Source organism: Corallococcus exercitus, assembly GCF_003611585.1.
Taxonomy (GTDB): Bacteria; Myxococcota; Myxococcia; order Myxococcales; family Myxococcaceae; genus Corallococcus; species Corallococcus exercitus.
The window spans coordinates 1-19,238 of record NZ_RAVW01000073.1; the positions used below are offsets into that span (position 1 = coordinate 1).

The 19,238-nt window shown below is 72.0% G+C and carries 3 protein-coding genes; all 3 read right to left on the reverse strand.

Translation table 11 applies throughout. The features are described from left to right. Window positions 1–15,565, reverse strand: a 15,565-nt coding sequence (locus D7W79_RS12095; protein WP_147441895.1) for a non-ribosomal peptide synthase/polyketide synthase, incomplete at its 3' end; no start/stop codon positions are given. A gap of 310 nt (window positions 15,566–15,875) precedes the next feature. Continuing rightward, entirely contained in the window at window positions 15,876–17,477 is a 1,602-nt protein-coding gene (locus D7W79_RS12100; protein WP_120525523.1) for an MBL fold metallo-hydrolase, read from the reverse strand. 214 nt (window positions 17,478–17,691) lie between these two features. After that, window positions 17,692–19,056, reverse strand: coding sequence for a polysaccharide deacetylase family protein (locus D7W79_RS12105; RefSeq protein ID WP_208729709.1), 1,365 nt, complete (start codon window positions 19,054–19,056; stop codon window positions 17,692–17,694). Window positions 19,057–19,238: the final 182 nt, after the last annotated feature.

Sequence of the window (19,238 nt, forward strand, 5' to 3'; positions counted from 1 at the left end):
ACGCAAGCCAGGGCAGGAGGAAGGAGGAGGCCGGAGCGCGGCGGACGCGGACGGGCAGGGTGTTGATGAAGACGCCGACGATGGAGTCGGAGCCGGGCAGCTCCGGAGGCCTGCCGGCGACCGTCTGACCGAAGACGACGTCGTGCTCGCCGCTGAAGTGCGAGAGGACGAGCCCCCAGGAGGCCAGCGCGAGCGTGGGGAGCGTCAGCTGGTGGCCGCGCGCGAAGGCCTGGAGCGCCGCCGTCTCCTCGGTGGAGAGGCCCAGTTCCAAGGTGAGGTGCGACGCCGCCTGCCCCCTGGCGAGCGTGGCGCGGGAGTCCGCCGGAAGGGGCGTGGGCGAGGCGAAGCCCTCCAGGTACGTGCGCCACCAGGCCTCGTCCGCGGAGTCATCCCGCTGGTGCAGCCATGCGATGTACTCACCGAAAGCGGGCCGCGAGGCGCGCTCTGGCTTCGCGCCGGAGCGGAGCACGTCGTAGAGGGAGAACACCTCCTTGATGAGCAGCCCCAGGCTCCAGCCGTCCACCAGCAGGTGGTGGTGGCTCCAGAGGAAGCGGACGGACGCCTCACCCAGGCGGACGGCCGTGAGGCGGATGAGTGGCGCGCGGCGCAGGTCCAGGCCGCGGCGCTTGTCCTCGCGGAGGAGTTGCTCGAAGCGAGCCTGCTGCTCGGCGGAGGGAAGGTCGCGCCAATCCAGTTCCTCGAGGGGAAGCTCCACGTCGGAGTGGACGACCTGCAGGGGATGCTCCAGGCCTTCCCAGTGGAACGACGAACGCAGGATGGGGTGCAGCCGGATGCAGGTGCGCCACGCCTCCAGGAAGGCCGTCAGATCCAGGGCCGAGGCGACGGTCCAGGACAACTGCTCGAAGTACACGGCGGAGCCGGGCGACAGCTGCGCGTGGAAGAGCATGCCCTGCTGGGTGGGCGACAGCGGATAGACGTTCTCGATGTCCTGACCGGTGCGCCGCAGCAGGGCGTCCAGTGCGGGCTGCGAGAGCGAGGCGAGGGGGAAGTCGCCCGGCGAGAACCGGTGGGCGTCCTCGGAGTGGCGCTCGGTGATGAGCGCGCGCAGGTGGTGCTGGAATCGTGAGGCCAGCGTCGCGATGGTGGCCTCGTGGTGACGGTGCGCGCTGTAGCTGAAGGTGAGCTGCAACCGGCCGCCCATCACCGAGCCATTGAGTTCCAGCGCATGCAGCCGGGTGCCACCGGGCGCGAGGTTGGAGCCGATGGCTTCCGAAGCCAGCGAGAAGAAGCGGCTGGACGTGACAGAGGCATCCAGCTGGCCGAGGTAGTTGAAGGCCACCTCGGGCACGGGCGTGTCGCGAAGGGCGGCGGCGGTGTCGTGTGGCGCCAGCCAGCGCAAAAGTCCGAAGCCGATGCCGTGGTGGGGCAGGCGGCGGCGAGCGTCGCGCACCGTGCGAAGCGCTTCGCCTGCGGAGCCATGAGCGGGCAACTCCACCTGCAAAGGCACCAGGGAGGTGAACCAGCCCACGGTGCGAGAGAGGTCCACGTCGGCGAAGAGGGCTTCGCGGCCGTGGCCTTCCAGGTGGATGCGGGCCAGGGCCTGGCCCGTCCACTCGCGCAGTGACAGGGAGAGGGCCGTCAGCAGGACATCGTCGATGGAGGCACGCCAGGCGGTAGGCACCTCCTGAAGCAGCAGGCGCGTCTCCTCGGCGTCGAAGGCCAGGGCGAGGCGGCGCTCGGAAGCGTGGGTGTTGGGGCCGGAGGCGTCAGTGGGCAATGGGGCCACGGACGCGCCCAGGGCCTGAGTCCAGAGGGAGGCCTCGCGCGCCAGGGTCGTGGAAGCCGCGTGGGCCTCCAGCCGACGCGCCCACGTCTGGAAGGAGGAGGACTTGGGCGGCAGCTCCGGAGAGCGGCCCTCGGCGAAGGCCGCGTAGCAGGCCTCCAAATCCTCGACGAGGACGCGCCAGGAGACGGCGTCGACAACGAGGTGGTGAGCCACCATCAGCAGGCGCTGGGTGCCCTGGCCCAGGTGGAAGAGGCAGGCGCGCAGCAGCGGCGGCTGGGAGAGGACGAAGGAGGCCTGGAGACGCGAAGCCTCGGCCTCCAGGGCGCGGGGCTGCTCGGAGGCGGGCAGGGAGGAGAGGTCCACCTGGGCCAGGAAGAAGTCAGCCTCCTCGGGCGGTACGCCGTGCGAGGTCCAAGCGCCAGAGGCGTCCGGAGAGGAGCGGTCCGCCTGGGCCAGGAAGCCGTCGGCCTTGTCGGACGGCACGCCGTGCGAAGCACGAGCTCCGGAGGCGTCGCGCGAGAAGCGCAGGCGCAGGGCGTCGTGGTGGGAGAGCAGCCGGCGCAGGGCGGCTTCCAGGTGCGCGGGCTGCAAGGGCCGACGGCTGGCCAGCAGCAGGGCCTGGTTGAAGTGGTGGGCGTGCGAGGCGTCGTGGTGCAGCAGGTGGTGCTGGATGGGGGTGAGCGGCACGGGGCCGGACACCGGGCCCTGCTCCGCGGACGGAGCGTCGGAGGAGGCGCGGGCGACGAGGGCGAGGGCTTCGAGCGTCTGGTGCTGGAAGAGGTCGCGGGTGGCGAGCGAGAGGCCGACGAGGCGAGCGCGGGCAACCACCTGGAGGCTGATGATGGAGTCGCCGCCCAGCTCGAAGAAGTTGTCGTGGACGCCGACGCGGGGCAGGCCCAGCACCTGGGCCCAGATTCGGGCCAGCTGGATTTCGACGGGCGTGCGCGGAGCGACGAAGGAGGCCTGGGCGGAAGCGGAGGCCTCGGGAAGGGGCAGTGCCTGGCGGTCGAGCTTGCCGTTGGCGTTGAGGGGCAGGGCCTCCAGCGCGACGAAGGCGGAGGGCACCATGTACTCGGGCAGCTTCGCCTGGAGGTGCGAGCGCAGGGACGCGGAGTCCACCTCCTGGCCCTCGCGCGGGACGACGTAGGCGATCAGCCGCTTCACTCCCGGCGAGTCCTCGCGCAGCACCACCACCGCTTCACGCACGGACAGCGATTGGGAGAGCACGGACTCCACTTCGCCCAGCTCGATGCGGAAGCCGCGCAGCTTCACCTGGAAGTCGACACGGCCCAGGTACTCCAGCTCGCCGTCGGGCAGCCACCGGGCCCGGTCGCCGGTGCGGTAGAGCCGCGCTCCCGGCTCCGTGGCGAAGGGGTGCGGCACGAAGCGCTCGGCGGTGAGGTCCGGCCGGCCCAGGTAGCCGCGCGCCAGCCCCATGCCGCCCAGGTACAGCTCGCCTGGGACGCCGGGAGGTACCAGCCCGCCCTGGGCGTCCAGCACGTGCGCCTCCACGTTGTGGAAGGGCCGGCCCAGGGTGAGGGGCCGCGCCCGCACCGCCGTGTTCACGGTGGCGCAGACGGTGGCCTCGGTGGGACCGTAGGCGTTCACGAAGCGACGGCCCGGCGCGAAGCGCTCCACCAGCTCCGGCGTGCACGCCTCACCCGCGACGATGAGCGTGCGCACGCCCGACAGCCCTTCCGGATCCAGCTGCGCGAGCACGGAGGGCGTGACCTTCAGCGTGGTGATGGCCTGCTGGCGCACCAGCTCCAGCAGCGGCGCCCCCGGCATCTTCTCCTCGCGCGAGGCCAGCACCAGCGTGGCGCCCGACAGCAGCGCGGGGAAGATCTCCGACACCGAGGCGTCGAACGACGTGGAGAAGAACTGGAGCAGCCGGCGCTCGGGCCCCAGGTCCATGAAGTCGAGCGTCTGCAGCGCCGTGTTGCACAGGCCGCCGTGGGTCAGCAGCGTGCCCTTGGGGCGGCCGGTGGAGCCCGACGTGTAGATGACGTAGGCGAGGTGGGACGGATCCGAAGCCCCATCCAGGTTGCCTTCGGCCTCGCGCTCGATGCGGTCCGCGTGCTCGTCCACCAGCAGCACATAGCCGCGCCGGTCGATCAGGTATTCCAACGACGAGTCGGTGACGAGGACCGGAGCCCACGCATCCGAGGTGATGAAGGCCAGGCGCTCGGAAGGCAGCGTCGGATCCAACGGCAGCCACGCGCCTCCCGCCTTGAGGATGGCGAGCACGGCGATGATGAACTCGCGCGGATCCTCCAGGCAGAGGGCGACGAGAATCTCCGGCCCCACGCCCAGGCGGCGCAGGTGGCGCCCGAGCTGGTTGGCGCGGACGTTCAGCTCGCCGTAGGTGAGCGCGTCGGTGCCGTGCAGGAGGGCCACTGCGTCCGGGGTGCGCGCCGCCTGGGCCTCGAAGAGGCGATGGACCTGGGGCACCTCCGGCAGCGTGCGCGCGGCGGGCCGTGCGTTCGTCCACAGCTGCTGGCGCTCGTGCTCCGGCAGCAGCGGGAGCTGGGACAGCCGCGTGTCCGGCGCGCGGGCGATCCCCTCCATCAGCACGCCCAGGTGCTCCGCCATGCGAGCAATGGTGGAGGCGTCGAACAGGTCGGTGTTGTAGTCGAGCGTGCCGGTCAGCCCCTCCTCCGCGTCGGACAGGAAGAGGGCCAGGTCGAAGCGCGACACCCCGGCGTCGGTCTCCACCGTGCTCAGCGTCAGGCCGCCGGTGGTGAAGTCCGCCAGCCGGGCCTTGTCCAGGACGAACCACACCTGGAAGAGCGGGCTGTGGCGCAGATCGCGCCGGGGCCGCAGCTCCTCCACCAGCTTCTCGAAGGGGATGTCCTGGTGGGCGTAGGCCCCCAGCGTCGTCTCCCAGACCCGGCGGAGCACCTCACGGAAGGACGGATCGCCGTCCAGCCGGGTGCGCAGGACCAGGTTGTTGACGAAGAAGCCGACCAGCGGCTCCAGCTCGGCCAGGCGGCGGCCGGCCGTGGGTGACCCGACGCTGATGTCCCGCTGGCCCGAGTACCGCGACAGCAGCACCTGGAACGTGGCGAGCACCAGCATGAAGGGCGTGACGCCCTCGCGCTGGGCCAGGGCCTTCAGGGCCCCCGTCAGCTCCCGGGGGATGTGCACGGGGAACGCGGCGCCGCGGAACGTCTGCACGGGGGGACGCGGCCGGTCGGTGGCCAGTTCCAGCACGGGCGGCGCGTCCGCGAGCTGCTGGCGCCAGTAGGACAGCTGGCGCTCCAGCTCCTCCTCCCGGAGCCACCCGCGCTGCCACACCGCGTAGTCGGCGTACTGCACCGCCAGCTCCTGCAGGGGCGAGGGCCGGCCCTGGACGAAGGCGGCGTACAGCGCGCTCAGCTCCTGGATGAGCACGGTGATGGACCAGCCGTCCGCGATGATGTGGTGCATCACCACGATCAGCTGGTGCTCCCCTTCCGCCAGCTTGAGCAGGCTCAGCCGCAGCAGCGGGCCGCGGGTCAGGTCGAAGGGCTTCGTCGCCTCCGCCAGCGCCATGCGCCGGACCTCCGCCTCGCGTTGCTCGCCAGGGAGCGCGGACAGGTCCACGCGCGGCAGGTGCCAGTCCCACCGGTCGGAGACGACCTGGAAGGCCTCGCCGCCCGAGGCGTGCAGGGTGGTGCGCAGCACGTCGTGGCGGCGGATGATCTCCGCGAGCCCGCGCTCGAAGGCGTCCGTGTCGAGCGGCCCCTTCACGCGGATGGCCGCGGGCATGTGGTACGTGGCGAGCCCCGGCTCCAGCTGCTCCAGGAACCACAGCCGCTGCTGGGAGAAGGACAGCGGCAGCGGCTGGTCCCGCGGCGCGCGCCGCAGGGGCGGCAGCTTCAAGGACGTCACGTCGCGCGTGGCCGCTTCCACGCGCCGGGCCAGCTCCTCCAGGGAGGCGCTTTCGAAGAGGGCGCGCAGCGGCAGCTCCACGCCGAACGCGGCGCGGACGCGGGAGATGACCTGGGTGGCCAGGAGCGAGTGGCCTCCCAGCGCCATGAACTCGTCCTGGAGCCCCACCTGCTCCACGCCCAGCACCTCGCGCCAGATGGCGGCCACGCCCTGCTCAATCGCGGTGCGCGGCGCGAGGTACTCGGTCGTCGCGGCCCCCGTGCCGTCCGGTACGGGCAGGGCCTGGCGGTCCACCTTGCCGCTGGTGGAGAGGGGCAGGGCCTCCAGCGCGACGTAGGCCGCGGGCACCATGTAGTCCGGCAGCCGCGACGTCAGCAGGTCGCGCAGCGCGCGGGGCTCCACGCGAGACTCCGGCGCGGGGACGACGTAGGCCACCAGCCGCTTGTCGCCTGGCGAGTCCTCGCGCAGCACCACCACCGCGTCTCGCACGTCGGGCGAGGCGCGCAGCGCGGACTCCACTTCACCCAGCTCGATGCGGAAGCCGCGCAGCTTCACCTGGAAGTCGATGCGGCCCAGGTACTCCAGCTCACCGTCGGGCAGCCACCGGGCCCGGTCCCCGGTGCGGTACATCCGCGCTCCGGCGTGGGCGGCGAAGGGGTTCGGGACGAAGCGCTCGGCGGTGAGGTCCTGCCGGCCCAGGTAGCCGCGGGCGACACCCAGGCCGCCCACGTACAGCTCGCCCGCCATGCCGGGGGCCACCGGCTCCAGACGCGCGTCCAGCACGTACACCTGCGCGCCCGGCAGGGGACGGCCGATGCTCGGGCGTCCGGGCTCCACGGGGCCGCTGATGGTGGCGCAGATGGTGGCCTCGGTGGGGCCGTAGGCGTTGAGCAGCGTGCGGCCCTCGCTCCAGCGTCGCGCCACCTCCGGGGACAGCGCCTCACCCGCGGAGATGACGGTCTGGAGCCCGGGCAGGTCGCGGGGCTCCAGCTGCGCGAGCACCGTGGGCGTGAGCGTCACCGCGGAGATGGCGCGGTCCACCAGCAGGGCGCGCAGCGGCTCCACGGGCAGCAGGTCGTCCGCGTTGGCCAGCACCAGGCAGGCCCCGGACAGCAGCGTGGCGAACACCTCGCAGACGGAGGCGTCGAAGCTGGCGTTGGCGAACTGCAACACCCGGCTGTCCTCGCGGTAGCCATGCGCCCGGCCCGCGCCGACGGCGGTGTTGCACAGGCCGCCGTGCGTCAGCAGCGTGCCCTTGGGCCGGCCGGTGGAGCCCGACGTGTAGATGACGTAGGCGAGCCGCGAGGCGTCCTCCCACGCGTCGTCCAGATTGCCTTCGGCCTCGCGCTCGATGCGATCCGCATGCTCATCCACCAGCAGCACGTAGCCGCGCCGGTCGATGAGGTGCTCCAGCGCCGAGTGGGTGACGAGGACCGGTGCGCCCGCGTCCTCGGCGATGAAGGTCAGGCGTTCGGAGGGCAGCGCCGGATCCAGCGCGAGCCACGCGCCGCCCGCCTTGAGGGTGGCCAGCATGGCGACGACGAGGTCGACCGAGCGCTCCAGGAAGAGGGCGACGCGCAGCTCCGGGCCCACGCCCAGCCGGCGCAGGTGGCGCGCGAGCTGGTTGGCGCGGGCGTTGAGCTCCGCGTACGTCAGCGTCTCCCCGCCGTGCTCCAGCGCGGGGGCGTCCGGCGCACGAGCCACCCGGGCCTCGAAGCGGCGGTGGACCAGGGGCACGGCCGTGTCCGTGGGGGGAGCGGGGTTCCACTCCACCAGGACCTGGTGGCGCTCGGCGTCGGACAGGAGCGACAGGTCGCCCAGGCGGCCCTGGGGCCGCGACGCCAGTCCCTCCAGCGCGATGCGCCAGTGCTCGAGCAGCCGCACCATGGCCTCGTGCGGGAAGCGGGGCGCGTCATGGAACAGCAAGAGCCGCACCTGGGCCCCCGGGATGATGCCCAGGCCCAGGGGGTAGTTGGAGCGCTCGACGGAGTGGTGGTCGCGCACGTCCAGGCTGAGGGAGCGCTGCCGCAGCGATTCGTCGATGGGGTAGTTCTCCACGACGAGCAGCGAGTCGAAGAGCTGGGTGCCGCGCGGCAGGTCGCTCCAGGCCTGGACCTGGACGAGCGGGGAGAACTCGTACTGGCGCGCCTCCGCCACCTGCTCCTGGAGGGCTTTCAGCCAGGGCAGGAGCGCCGTGTCCGGGGCGGGCACGCGGACGCGCAGGGGCAGCGTGTTGATGAACATGCCCACCATCGCCTCGGAGCCGGTCAGCTCGGGCGGGCGGCCGGAGAGGGTGGTGCCGAAGACGACGTCCTCTTCGCCGCTGTAGCTCGCGAGCACCAGGGCCCAGGTCGCCAGGGCCACGGTGTTGAGGGTGAGCTGGTGCTGGCGCGCGAAGCCCTGGAGGGCGGCGCTGGCTTCGGGCGTGAGGTGCTTCTCCAGGAGCGGGTGGCTGGCGTGCGTCCCCGGCGCGGGGCCGGTGCGCGTGTCGCCCGGCAGCGGCGTGGGGACGCGGAAACCCGCGAGGTAGCCGCGCCAGAAGGACTCGTCGCCGGACGTGTCGCGCTGCCGCAGCCAGTCCAGGTAGTCGCGGAAGGGGAGGGACGCGGGGAGCGCCGGGGCCTGGCCCTGGCGGAGGGCGTCGTAGAGCGCGAACACCTCGCGCAGCACCAGGCCCAGGCTCCAGCCGTCCATCATCAGGTGGTGATGGCTGAAGAGCAGGCGCCAGACGGTGTCCTGGAGGCGGAAGGCTCGCAGGCGCATGAGCGGGGCGCGCGTGAAGTCAAAGCCCGCGCGCCGCTCGTCGAGGATGGCCTGCTCCAGGCGCGCTTGCTGTTCCGCCGGGGAGCACGCGCGCCAGTCCAGCGCCTCGAAGGTGTTGGGCACCTGGGCGTGGACGAGCTGCACGGGGGCGTCCAGCTCCTTCCAGTGGAAGGAGGAGCGCAGCGCGGGATGCCGCTGGAAGGTCGCGTGCCACGCGCGTGACAGCGCCTCCAGATCGAGCGCGGAGTGGACCGCCCAGGAGTTCTGCAGCAGGTAGACGTCCGACCCGGGGGAGACCAGCGCGTGGAAGAGCATGCCCTGCTGGGTGGGCGACAGCGGGTAGAGGTCCTCGATGCGGCCCGGCGCCTGTCGCAGCAGGGCGTCCAGTGCGGGCTGGGAGAGCGAGGCGAGGGGGAAGTCACCGGGGGAGAAGCGGCGTGCGTCGTCGGAGTGGCGCTGCGAGACGAGGGCGCGCACGTGGTGCTGGAAGCGCGAGGCCAGCGTCGCGATGGTGGCCTCGTGGTGACGGTGCGCGCTGTAGCCGAAGGTGAGCTGCAACCGGCCGCCCATCACCGAGCCGATGATCTCCAACTGGCGCAGCCGTGTGCCGGAGGGCGAGGCGACCGGTCCCATGGGCTCGGACGTCAGCGAGAAGAAGCGACTGGAGGCGAGGTTCGCGTCGAACTGGCCGAGGTAGTTGAAGGTCACTTCGGGCAGCGGCGTGTCGCGCAGTGAGGCCGCGGTGTCGTGCGGCGCCAGCCAGCGCAAGAGCCCGAAGCCGATGCCGTGGTGGGGCAGGCGGCGGCGAGCGTCGCGCACCGTGCGAAGCGCTTCGCCAGCGGTGCCGTGTGCGGGTAGCTCCACCTGCAAGGGCACCAGGGAGGTGAACCAGCCCACGGTGCGAGAGAGGTCCACGTCGGCGAAGAGGGCTTCACGGCCGTGGCCTTCCAGATGGATGCGCGCCAGGGCTTGCCCCGTCCACTCGCGCAGTGCCAGGGAGAGGGCCGTCAGCAGCACGTCGTCGATGGAGGCACGCCAGGCGGTGGGGACTTCCTGCAGCAGCAGGCGCGTCTCCTCGGCGTCGAAGGCCAGGGCGAGGCGGCGCTCGGAAGCGTGGGTGTTGGGGCCGGAGGCGTCAGTGGGGAGCGGAGCCGGGGTGGAGTGAAGGGCCTCGTGCCAGAGGGACGCTTCGCGCGCCAAGACGGTGGAAGCCGCGTGGGCCTCCAGACGACGCGCCCACGTCTGGAAGGAAGAGGACTTGGGCGGCAGCTCCGGAGCGCGGCCCTCGGCGAAGGCCGCGTAGCAGGCCTCCAGGTCCTCGACGAGGACACGCCAGGAGACGGCGTCGACGACGAGGTGGTGGGCCACCAGCAACAGGCGCTGGGTGCCCTCGCCCAGGTGGAAGAGGCACGCACGAAGCAGCGGCGGCTGGGAGAGGACGAAGGAGGCCTGGAGACGGGAGGCCTCTGCTTCCAGGGCGCGAGGCTGCTCGGAGGCGGGCAGGGAGGAGAGGTCCACCTGGGCCAGGAAGAAGTCAGCCTCCTCTGGTGGCACGCCATGCGAGGTCCAAGCGCCAGAGGCGTCCGGAGAGGAGCGGTCCGCCTGGGTCAGGAAGCCGTCGGCCTTGTCGGACGGCACACCTTGCGAAGCACGAGTGCTGGCGGTGTCTGGAGAGGAGCGGTCCGCCTGGGCCAGGAAGCCGTCGGCCTTGTCGGACGGCACGCCGTGCGAAGCACGAGCGCCGGAAGCTTCACGCGAGAAGCGCAGGCGCAGGGCGTCGTGGTGGGAGAGCAGCCGACGCAGGGCGGCTTCCAGGTGCGAGGGCTGAAGGGGCTGACGGCTGGCGAGCAGCAGGGCCTGGTTGAAGTGGTGGGCGTGCGAGGCGTCGTGGTGCAGCAGGTGGTGCTGGATGGGTGTCAGCGGCACGGGGCCGGACACCGGGCCCTGCTCCGCGGACGGAGCGTCGGAGGAGGCGCGGGCGACGAGGGCGAGGGCTTCGAGCGTCTGGTGCTGGAAGAGGTCGCGGGTGGCGAGCGAGAGGCCGACGAGGCGGGCGCGGGCGACCACCTGGAGGCTGATGATGGAGTCGCCACCCAGCTCGAAGAAGTTGTCGTGGACGCCGACGCGGGGCAGGCCCAGCACCTGGGCCCAGATTCGGGCCAGCTGGATTTCGACGGGCGTGCGTGGCGAGACGAAGGAAGCCTGGGCGGAAGCGGAGGCCTCGGGAAGAGGCAGGGCCTGGCGGTCGAGCTTGCCGTTGGCGTTGAGGGGCAGGGCCTCCAGCGCGACGAAGGCGGAGGGCACCATGTACTCGGGCAGCTTCGCCTGGAGGTGCGAGCGCAGGGACGCGGAGTCCACCTCCTGGCCCTCGCGCGGGACGACGTAGGCAACCAGCCGCTTCACCCCCGGCGAGTCCTCGCGCAGCACCACCACCGCCTGCCGCACTCCGGGGGATTGCTCCAGCGCCTTCTCCACTTCACCCAGCTCGATGCGGAAGCCGCGCAGCTTCACCTGGAAGTCGGCGCGGCCCAGGAACGCGAGTTGCCCGTCCGCGAGCCACCGCGCCCGGTCGCCCGTGCGGTACATGCGCGCGCCGGCTTCGGGGCTGAAGGGGTCCGGCAGGTAGCGCTCCGCTGTGAGCCCGGGCTGCCCGACGTAGCCGCGCGTGACCTGCTCGCCGCCCACGTACAGCTCTCCCGGGACCCCCTGCGGCGCGAGCCCCAGGGCCGCGTCCAGCACGTACACCCGCGTGTTCGCCATCGGCCGGCCCAGGGGGACACTGGCGGACCGCGGCTGCTCGGGCGGAAGCACCACGCGCCCGGCCAGCACGCCCACCGTCGTCTCCGTGGGACCGTAGTGGTTGAAGACCTCGCAGTCCGGCGCCAGCGCATGCACGGACTCCAGCAGTTGCCAGGATGCTCCTTCGCCTCCCAACACCAGCCGCTTGCGCGGCAGCACCCACCGGGGCTCCGGCGCGGTCATCAGCGCGGACAGGTGCGACGGCACGATCTTCATGCAGTCCACGGGGTGGCGCTGGAAGTAGGCGGCGACGTCCGCGGGCTGGGTGGCGCGCTCGCGGGTGAGCACGTGCAGCAGCCCGCCCGTGCACAGGGCGGGGAAGAGCACCGTATTGCCCAGGTCGGCGGAGAACGTGGAGACCAGGGCGAAGCTCGCGCAGGCCTCCAGGCCCAGCCGCTGCGTGGCGGCCTGGACGTAGTTGAGCAGCTGCCCCTGGGTGACGGCGACACCCTTGGGCTCACCCGTGGAGCCGGAGGTGAAGAGCACGTAGGCGACGTGCTGGGGCGTCAGCGTCGCGGGAGGCCGCGTCGTGGGCAGGCCCGCCAGCACCGCGGCCTGGGTGTCCAGCGCCACGGTGGGGACCCGGGCGGGCGCCCCGGCCTCCTCGCGGACCGCGTGGGTGATGACCGCGGCGGCGTTCACCGCGCGCACCATCGCCTCCCACCGCGAAGCGGGCAGCTCCGGATCCACCGGCACGTAGCCCGCGCCGGCCTTCCAGACGCCCAGCAGCGCGACGACGAGGTCGACGGAGCGCTCCAGGCACAGGGCGACGCACGAGTCGGCCCCCACGCCCAGGGAGCGCAGGTGCCACGCGAGCTGATTGGCCCGCGCTTCCAGCTGCGCGTAGGTCAGCACCTGCTCCTCGCAGGCCACCGCGGGGGCCTGGGGGCGGAGGGTGGCCTGCTCCTCGAACAGCGAGAGCACCGACGGGCGCGGCGCGAACGGGGTCGCTGACGCGGCCCAGTCCTTCAGCAGCCGCTGACGCTCGGCGGCGCCGGAGAGGGGCAGCGCTTCCACGAGGGTGTCCGGCGCGGCCACGGCCGCCTGGAGGAGCGTGAGCAGGTGCTCCACCATGCGCGCCGCCGTGGCGGGCGTGAACAGCCCGGTCGCGTACTCCAGGCTGCCGCTCAAGCCGTGCGCGGTCTCGGTGAGCGCCAGCGACAGGTCGAACTTCGCCGCGGTGTTCTCCAGGGGGAGGCGCTCCAGCGTCAGCCCGGGCAGCGTCAGCCGCGGGAGCGGATCCGGCTGCATCACGAGCTGGGCCTGGAAGAGCGGGCTGCGCCCCAGCTCACGGACCGGGCGCAGCGCGTCCACCAGCGTCTCGAAGGGGACGTCCTGGTGGGCATAGGCCCCCAGCGTCGCCTCCCGGACCTGGGCCAGCTGCTGGCGGAAGGTGCGTCCCACGGCGAGCCGGGAGCGCAGCACCAGCGGGTTGACGAAGAAGCCGATCAGGCCCTCCGTCTCCCCCCTCGAGCGGCCGGAGATGGGCGAGCCGACGCAGAGGTCGTCCTGTCCGCTGTAGCGGTGCAGCAGCAACTGGAAGGCCGCCAGCAGCACCATGAACGGCGTGGCGTCCTCGCTCCGGGCCACGGCCTTGAGCGGCTCCCAGACCTCGAGGGGGAGGTGGACCGGCTGGCTGCCGCCGTCGAAGCGCTGGACCGAGGGGCGGGGCGAGTCCGTGGGCAGCTCCAGGTGCGGAGGCATCCCGGAGAGCTGCTGCCGCCACCACTCCAGGTGACGGGCCATCGCCTCGCCCTGGAACCCGTCCCGCTGCCACGCGGCGTGGTCGACGTACTGCACGACCAGCTCCGTCAGCGGCGACGGTTGGCCCCGGCGGAACGCTTCGTACAGGGCGCCAACCTCGCGCACGAGGACGCCCATGGACCACCCGTCGGAGACGATGTGGTGCATGCACAGCACCAGGACGTGATGGGTGTCCGAGAGGCGCGCCAGGGTGACGTGCAGCAGGGGGCCCGTCGACAGGTCGAAGGGACGGCGCGAAACCTCGCGCGCCAGCCGCTGGACCTCGAACTCACGGACCTCCGGCGAAAGCGACGACACGTCCACCCGCGCGAGGCCCAGGGGCGCCGGCGGATGGATGTGCTGGCGGGCATGGCCCTCCGCGTCCGCGTGGAACGTCGTGCGCAGCGGCTCATGGCGGCGCACCACCTCGCTGAAGGCGCGCTCCAGCGCGGCCACGTCCAGCACGCCGTCCAGGCGCACCGCCGCGCAGAGGTTGTAGGCCGGGCTGCCCGGCTCGAGCCGATCCAGGAACCACAGCCGCTGCTGCGCGAAGGACAGCGGCAGCGGCTGCTCGCGCGAGACGCGGCCCAGGGGCAGGCCGGGCGCGGCCACTGGCGCGGAGAGCCGCAGCGCCAGCTCCGCCACGGACGGGCCGCTCAGCAGCACCTCCATGGGCAGGGCCACACCCAGGCCCTTCTCCAACGTGTGCGCCAGCTCGACGGCGCCCAGCGAATCCAGCCCATACCGGGTCAGCGGCTCATGGACGTCCACCGAGCCGGGCTCCACGCCCAGCCGCCGCGCCAGGTTCAGCCGGAGCCACTGCTCCAGCTCCGCGACGCTCCGCGGGGGCGCTTCCGCTTCGACCGGCGCGGGGACGTCCGCTGGCGCGAGCGCCGTGCCGTCCGGCGTCGCCTGCCAGGACGCCACGGTCCGCAGGTCCTGGTTCAGCCACCCATCGCGGCACGCATGCCGCTGCACCTTGCCACTGGAGGTCTTGGGCAGGCTGCCCGGCTCGATGAGGACCAGCTGGTCCAGTCGCAGCTCGTGCGCCTGGGCCACCTGTCCGGCGATGTCGCGCGCCACGTCCTCCACCGGCGCCAGCGCCCGCCGCGGATCCACCTCGTACACCAGCACCAGCCGCTCCTCGCCGTCGCGCTCCACGGAGAAGGCGGCGCCGCAGCCGGGGCGCAGCACGGAGCTGGCGTGCTCCGCGGTCACCTCGATGTCCTGCGGGTGGTGGTTGCGACCGCGGACGATGATGAGGTCCTTGAGCCGGCCGACGACGAAGAGCTGTCCGTCCTGGAGGAAGCCCTGATCGCCCGTGCGCAGGAAGGGCCCCGCGCCGTCGCGCGTGCGGGCGCGGAAGGTCTGCTCACTCTGCTCGGGCTGGCGCCAGTAGCCCTGGGCCACGCTGGGGCCCTTCACCCAGATTTCACCCACGTCGCCAGGCGCACGCGGCTCGCCCGTCCGGGGATCGACGACGAGCACCTCCTGCTCCTGGAGCGTCTGCCCGCAGCCGACGAGCGTCTGCGCGGGTGCCCCCGGCTCGGGGGCCTGGGCCCGCCCCAGCCGCAGCTCTCGCGACGCCACCTCGCGCAGCAGCGGGACGGTGCCCCGCTGCACGCCGGAGACGATGAGGGAGCCTTCCGCCAGGCCGTAGCACGGATAGAAGGCCTCACGACGGAAGCCGCTGGGCGCGAAGGCCTGGACGAAGCGCTCCAGCGTCTCCGGGCGGATGGGCTCGGCGCCGCAGAACGCCACGTCCCACGCGCTCAGGTCCAGCGCCGCGCGCTCGGCCTCGGTCGTCTTGCGCACGCACAGGTCGAAGGCGAAGTTGGGGCCTCCGCTGATGGTCCCCCGGGTGCGCGACAGCGTCTCCAGCCAGCGCAGGGGCTTGCGCAGGAAGCTCAGCGGCGACATCAGCGTGGTGCTGAAGCCCCCGTGGAGGGTGCCCAGGATGCCGCCGATGAGCCCCATGTCGTGGTAGGGCGGCAGCCAGATGACCCCGGCGCTCCCGGTGTGCATGCCGAACGCGTCGTGGATGAGGCGCAGGTTGTGCAGCAGGTTCGCGTGGGTGAGCTCCACGCCCTTGGGCATGCCGGTGGAGCCGGAGGTGTACTGGAGGAAGGCCCGCGAGCCCGCGTGCAGCTCGGGCCGGCGCCAGGCGCCCTCACTGCCCTCGGGCAATTCGTCGGTGGCCACCCAGCGCAGGTGTCTCAGGTCCGGGGCCAGCTCGAAGAGGGCCTCGGCCATGGACAGGATGAAGGAGTTGGTGAGGACCACCGTGGCCTGGGCGTCCTGGATGATGGCGCGCAGTCGCGGCAGGGTGCGCTCCAGGCGGGACGGGTCCGGTGGGTACGCCGGGACGGTGACCACGCCCGCCGCCAGACAGCCGAAGAAGCCGCTGACGTACTCGAGCCCCGGTGGGTAGAGCAGCACGGCGCGCGCGCCCGGCGCGGAGACCTCCTGGAGCATCGCGGCGATGCGCCGCGCCCGCTGCTGCAAGCCGGAGTAGCTGAGAACGGAGCGCTCTCCCTCCACGTCCTCATCGAAGAAGAAGAGCGGTCGCCCACCGTTGGACGCTGCGCGCTCGTCGAGCAGGTCCACGAGAGTGGAAGAGGAGAGGGACGCGGTCTTCATGGGGGGAACTCGGAGGAAAAACTCAGGATGGACCAGCAGGTGCGCCAGGCCGATATCCGGACCGGTTTGTCCCGGGCATCACAGGCTGGGCTGGTAGAAATGCTTTCACCTGACTACCTGTATTTTCTTATCTTTTGCAAGACGCAGGTTAGTCGTGACTCACCCGCTACGCGCGGCCCTGTCCAGGGCGCCTCCGGGGTGGTGGCGCCGGGCTCCGACCGGATGCGTCCTGGATGCGTCGCGAGCCAGCGTCCGGGGCGGCACGTGCTCACGCGCGGCCTCCGGGCGCATGGCTCGGCGGGCGTCGACCTCAGGCGCGCAGGTGGACCTCTTGCGCGCCCTGGAGCCGCTCCGCCTGGAGGCCCCGCTCGCGCGCGGCGGCGAGGAGCCGCTCGGACTCCTTCATTCGGGGCGTCTCCGGGGTGGCGGCGGGCCCGATGATGTGCTCCATCCAGGGCTCCAGGCCCATGGCGTAGTTGAACAAGCGCCTGGCGCCCACAAGCTCCAGGATGCGCAGCCCCTCGGCGGAGTTGCTGCCGCGGCACCGGCGGTTCTTCTCCAGCTTGCGGTCGCGCTTCTTGGGGAAGAAGCCCTCCAGCATCCAGGTGTGCGGGGCGCCTTCGATCTCCGTGTTCATGAAGACCGTGTGCAGGTCGCCCACCGTGGCGCGCAGGTCGCGGTAGGTCACCTCGTCCACGCACATGGAGTCGGCGGCGAAGAACAGGCGCTCCGGGCCGGTGCGGACGATCCAGGCGGTCTTCGCGTGGGCCACGTCTCCGTGCTCACCCATGAAGGGCGCGGCGATGATCTCCCCGTCTGGCAGGGGCAGGGATTCGTAGAAGTAGGGCTCCAGCACGTCGCGGAACCCGAGCGAACGCGCCAGCAGCCGGGGCGAGTAGTCCCCCGCCAGCGCCCCGCTGGAGCGCGGCACCACCAGCGTGCCGATGCGCTGACGCAGCCGCAGGAGCGTCTCGATGTCCAGGTGGTCCGGATGGCTGTGGGTGATGAGGACGTAGTCGATGCGGCGGGGCAGCTCTGCGAAGGAGATGCGCGGCAGCGGGCCCTGCTCCTCCGGACGCACGGGCACCACCGCGTCGATGAGGACCGACTTGCCCTTCCACTCCACCAACACGCAGGCGTGCCCCACGTAGCGCACGCGCGGGGTGGCGCCGGTCCAGGTCTCCGGCAGGGCCTGGGGGGCCTCGCTCAGCAGCGGCAGCAGCTCCGCGTCGGACGCCACCGCGTCACCCAGCACGTCGCGGATCCACGCGAGCGGCCGGGGCTCGATGTCCAGGCTGAAGAGGCGGTCCAGCCGCTCGTCATGGAAGGGCACCTTCCAGTCCACCTGCCCGGGGCCGCGAAGGCGCGGGGTGGTGAGCAGCGAGTCGCGCTCCGCGTCCGCCTTGAGCCGGCGCAGCCGCAGGGACTGGATGTCCGTTTGATGATGGGGCCCGCGGTACAGCAGGCCCTCGTGCACGCGCATCGACGGGCGGTTGACGTAGTCGTAGACCAGCTCGACCTTGCCCTTGAGCACGTCCGGCAGCCGCGAGTACAGCGGCTCCAGCGACTGCCCCTTGGCCTCCGCCAGCAGCTGGTTCTGGAACTCGTCGAACGCCTCCGCCAGCTTCAGCCGCTCCCCCTGCTGCACGGTGATCCGCTGCAGCAGCGCACGCACCTCGTCCGCGCGCTCCTGCGGCACCCCGACGAACGAGCTGCCGCTGAGCATGGGGTCCTTCGCCGCCTTCGCGTGGAAGTCCGGCGTCTGCAGATAGGCCTTCAGCAGCGGCACCAGGTACGCCTGCAGGTGCAGGCTCGCGGGCATGGGGGCCACCGTCATCCACCAGGCCTGGAAGTCCTGGACGAGGGGCTCGACGAGGGTGGCGTCCGCGAGTCGATACAAAGGTTCGGTCATGGCTGCGATCACGGCGTGCGCTCGCGCCCGGCACGGTGCCGCCCGGTCCCCTCATGGAGGTGGGACGGGTCAGGTCACGCCAGGGGAGAACACAGGGAGAAAATACTTAACAGGATAACACCAGAATTTGAGCGATCCTGCGTTGGATTACAAGTCTGGTCCGGGCGGCTATACAGGGTGCCCGATTTAAACCAGCTTGTAACGTTTACATTCTTCATTGAGCCGGCGGCGGTTCGGGCTCGAGCGGGGCGAAGGGGCTGGGGCCCAGGTCCTCGAGCCTGAAGTCATCCATCGTCAGCGTGCCCACGCGCTCCAGGGCCAGCCCCACGCTCAACCCCAGGCCCGCGGAGGGCGCGGCGGGCGTCGTCCACTCGGCGTAGCCGTAGGTGCCGCGCGTGGGCAGCAGGGCGCTCTGGGCCCACCACACCCAGCCGCCCGAGCCGTTGCGGTAGTACGCCTTGAACAGGGGCGCGGCGGTGGCCTTGTACCAGGCGGACACCCTGTAGCGGTGGCCCGTGGTGAGCGACGGCGCGCACGCTCCAAGGTCCTCCAGCGAGAGGAGCTTGCGGTCTCCGCTGGAGTAGCTGGTGAGGCTCAAGCGCTGGGCCCAGCTCCCCGAATGCGCGTCCGAGGTCCGCGTCCACGTGAAGGCGTTGGCGCCGTAGCCGCCGCGCTGCCAGCAGTCCGGCGTCCCGTCTGCGTTGCTGTCGGTTTCCAGGGACGGATTCCTCAGCAGCTGCGTGGGAGGAGGCGTGCCCGCGTCGGGCAGTGGCGGCCCGTTGACGGGCGGCTTCACCGCGCCACCGATGACCTGATCCACCGTGCGCACGAAGGTGCCTCGCGAGGCGCGCGCCGCGAGCCAGTCCAGGAAGGCCGTGAAGGTGGACACGTTGATGCCGTAGGTCTCGGACGTGGGGCATGGCCCCGGGCAGATCTCGTGGAACGCGATGGGCACCCAGCCACCTCCGGCGGACTCGGCGCGCAGCACCAGCCCCTGCAGGTCCGCCAGCGTCTGGGTTCTTTGGATGGAGCCGTGGTTGCGGATGGCGAAGGCGTCCTGCGGCGGAACGGTCTCCGCGTACGGACAACCCGAGCAGCTGTCCGGCGTCCGCAGGCCGCCAGACTCCCGCGCGGAGTTGTAGTTGCAGTCGATGACGACCTGCTCGGTGGTCGCGTCCCGGGCTCCGGACGGGTAGGCGAACGACGTCACCCGCAGCCCCGCGTTGATCAGGGCGACGCGGTCGTCACACACCTGGCGCCGCTGCGAGTCCACGTCCAGCGTGGGGAGCTGGACATGCGACACCGTGTGGCCGCCCACCTCATGGCCGGCGGCCTGGAACCGCCGGATCTGATCGACCGTCAGGTAGCCTGGGATGCCGAGCCGCCCGCTGCTGACGAAGAAGGTCCCGCGCAGGCCGCGCGCCTCCAGCAGGAGCGCCGCGTTGACCTGACTGGCCCTCGCATCATCGAAGGTGATCGAGACGACGAGCTGCCCGGGCTCCAGGACGAGGCGCGACTTCTCCTCCAGCGCCTCTTCGGGCGCGGAGCCCTGGCACGCGAGCGCCATCACGAAAGCCATCGCGAACAATGACAACCCGATCGCGCGGGCCGTCCGGAGGGAGGGGAAGGAGGGGAGCATGGTGCCCGCCAAGGTGCGTGCGGTCCTCGGGCTGCCAAGCGGCCCGGAAGCATGGCGCGGCTGCTCACGGGTGAGCGCGAGAGACGGCCAGCCGCTCGCGCACCCCGGCGACCACCCGCTCC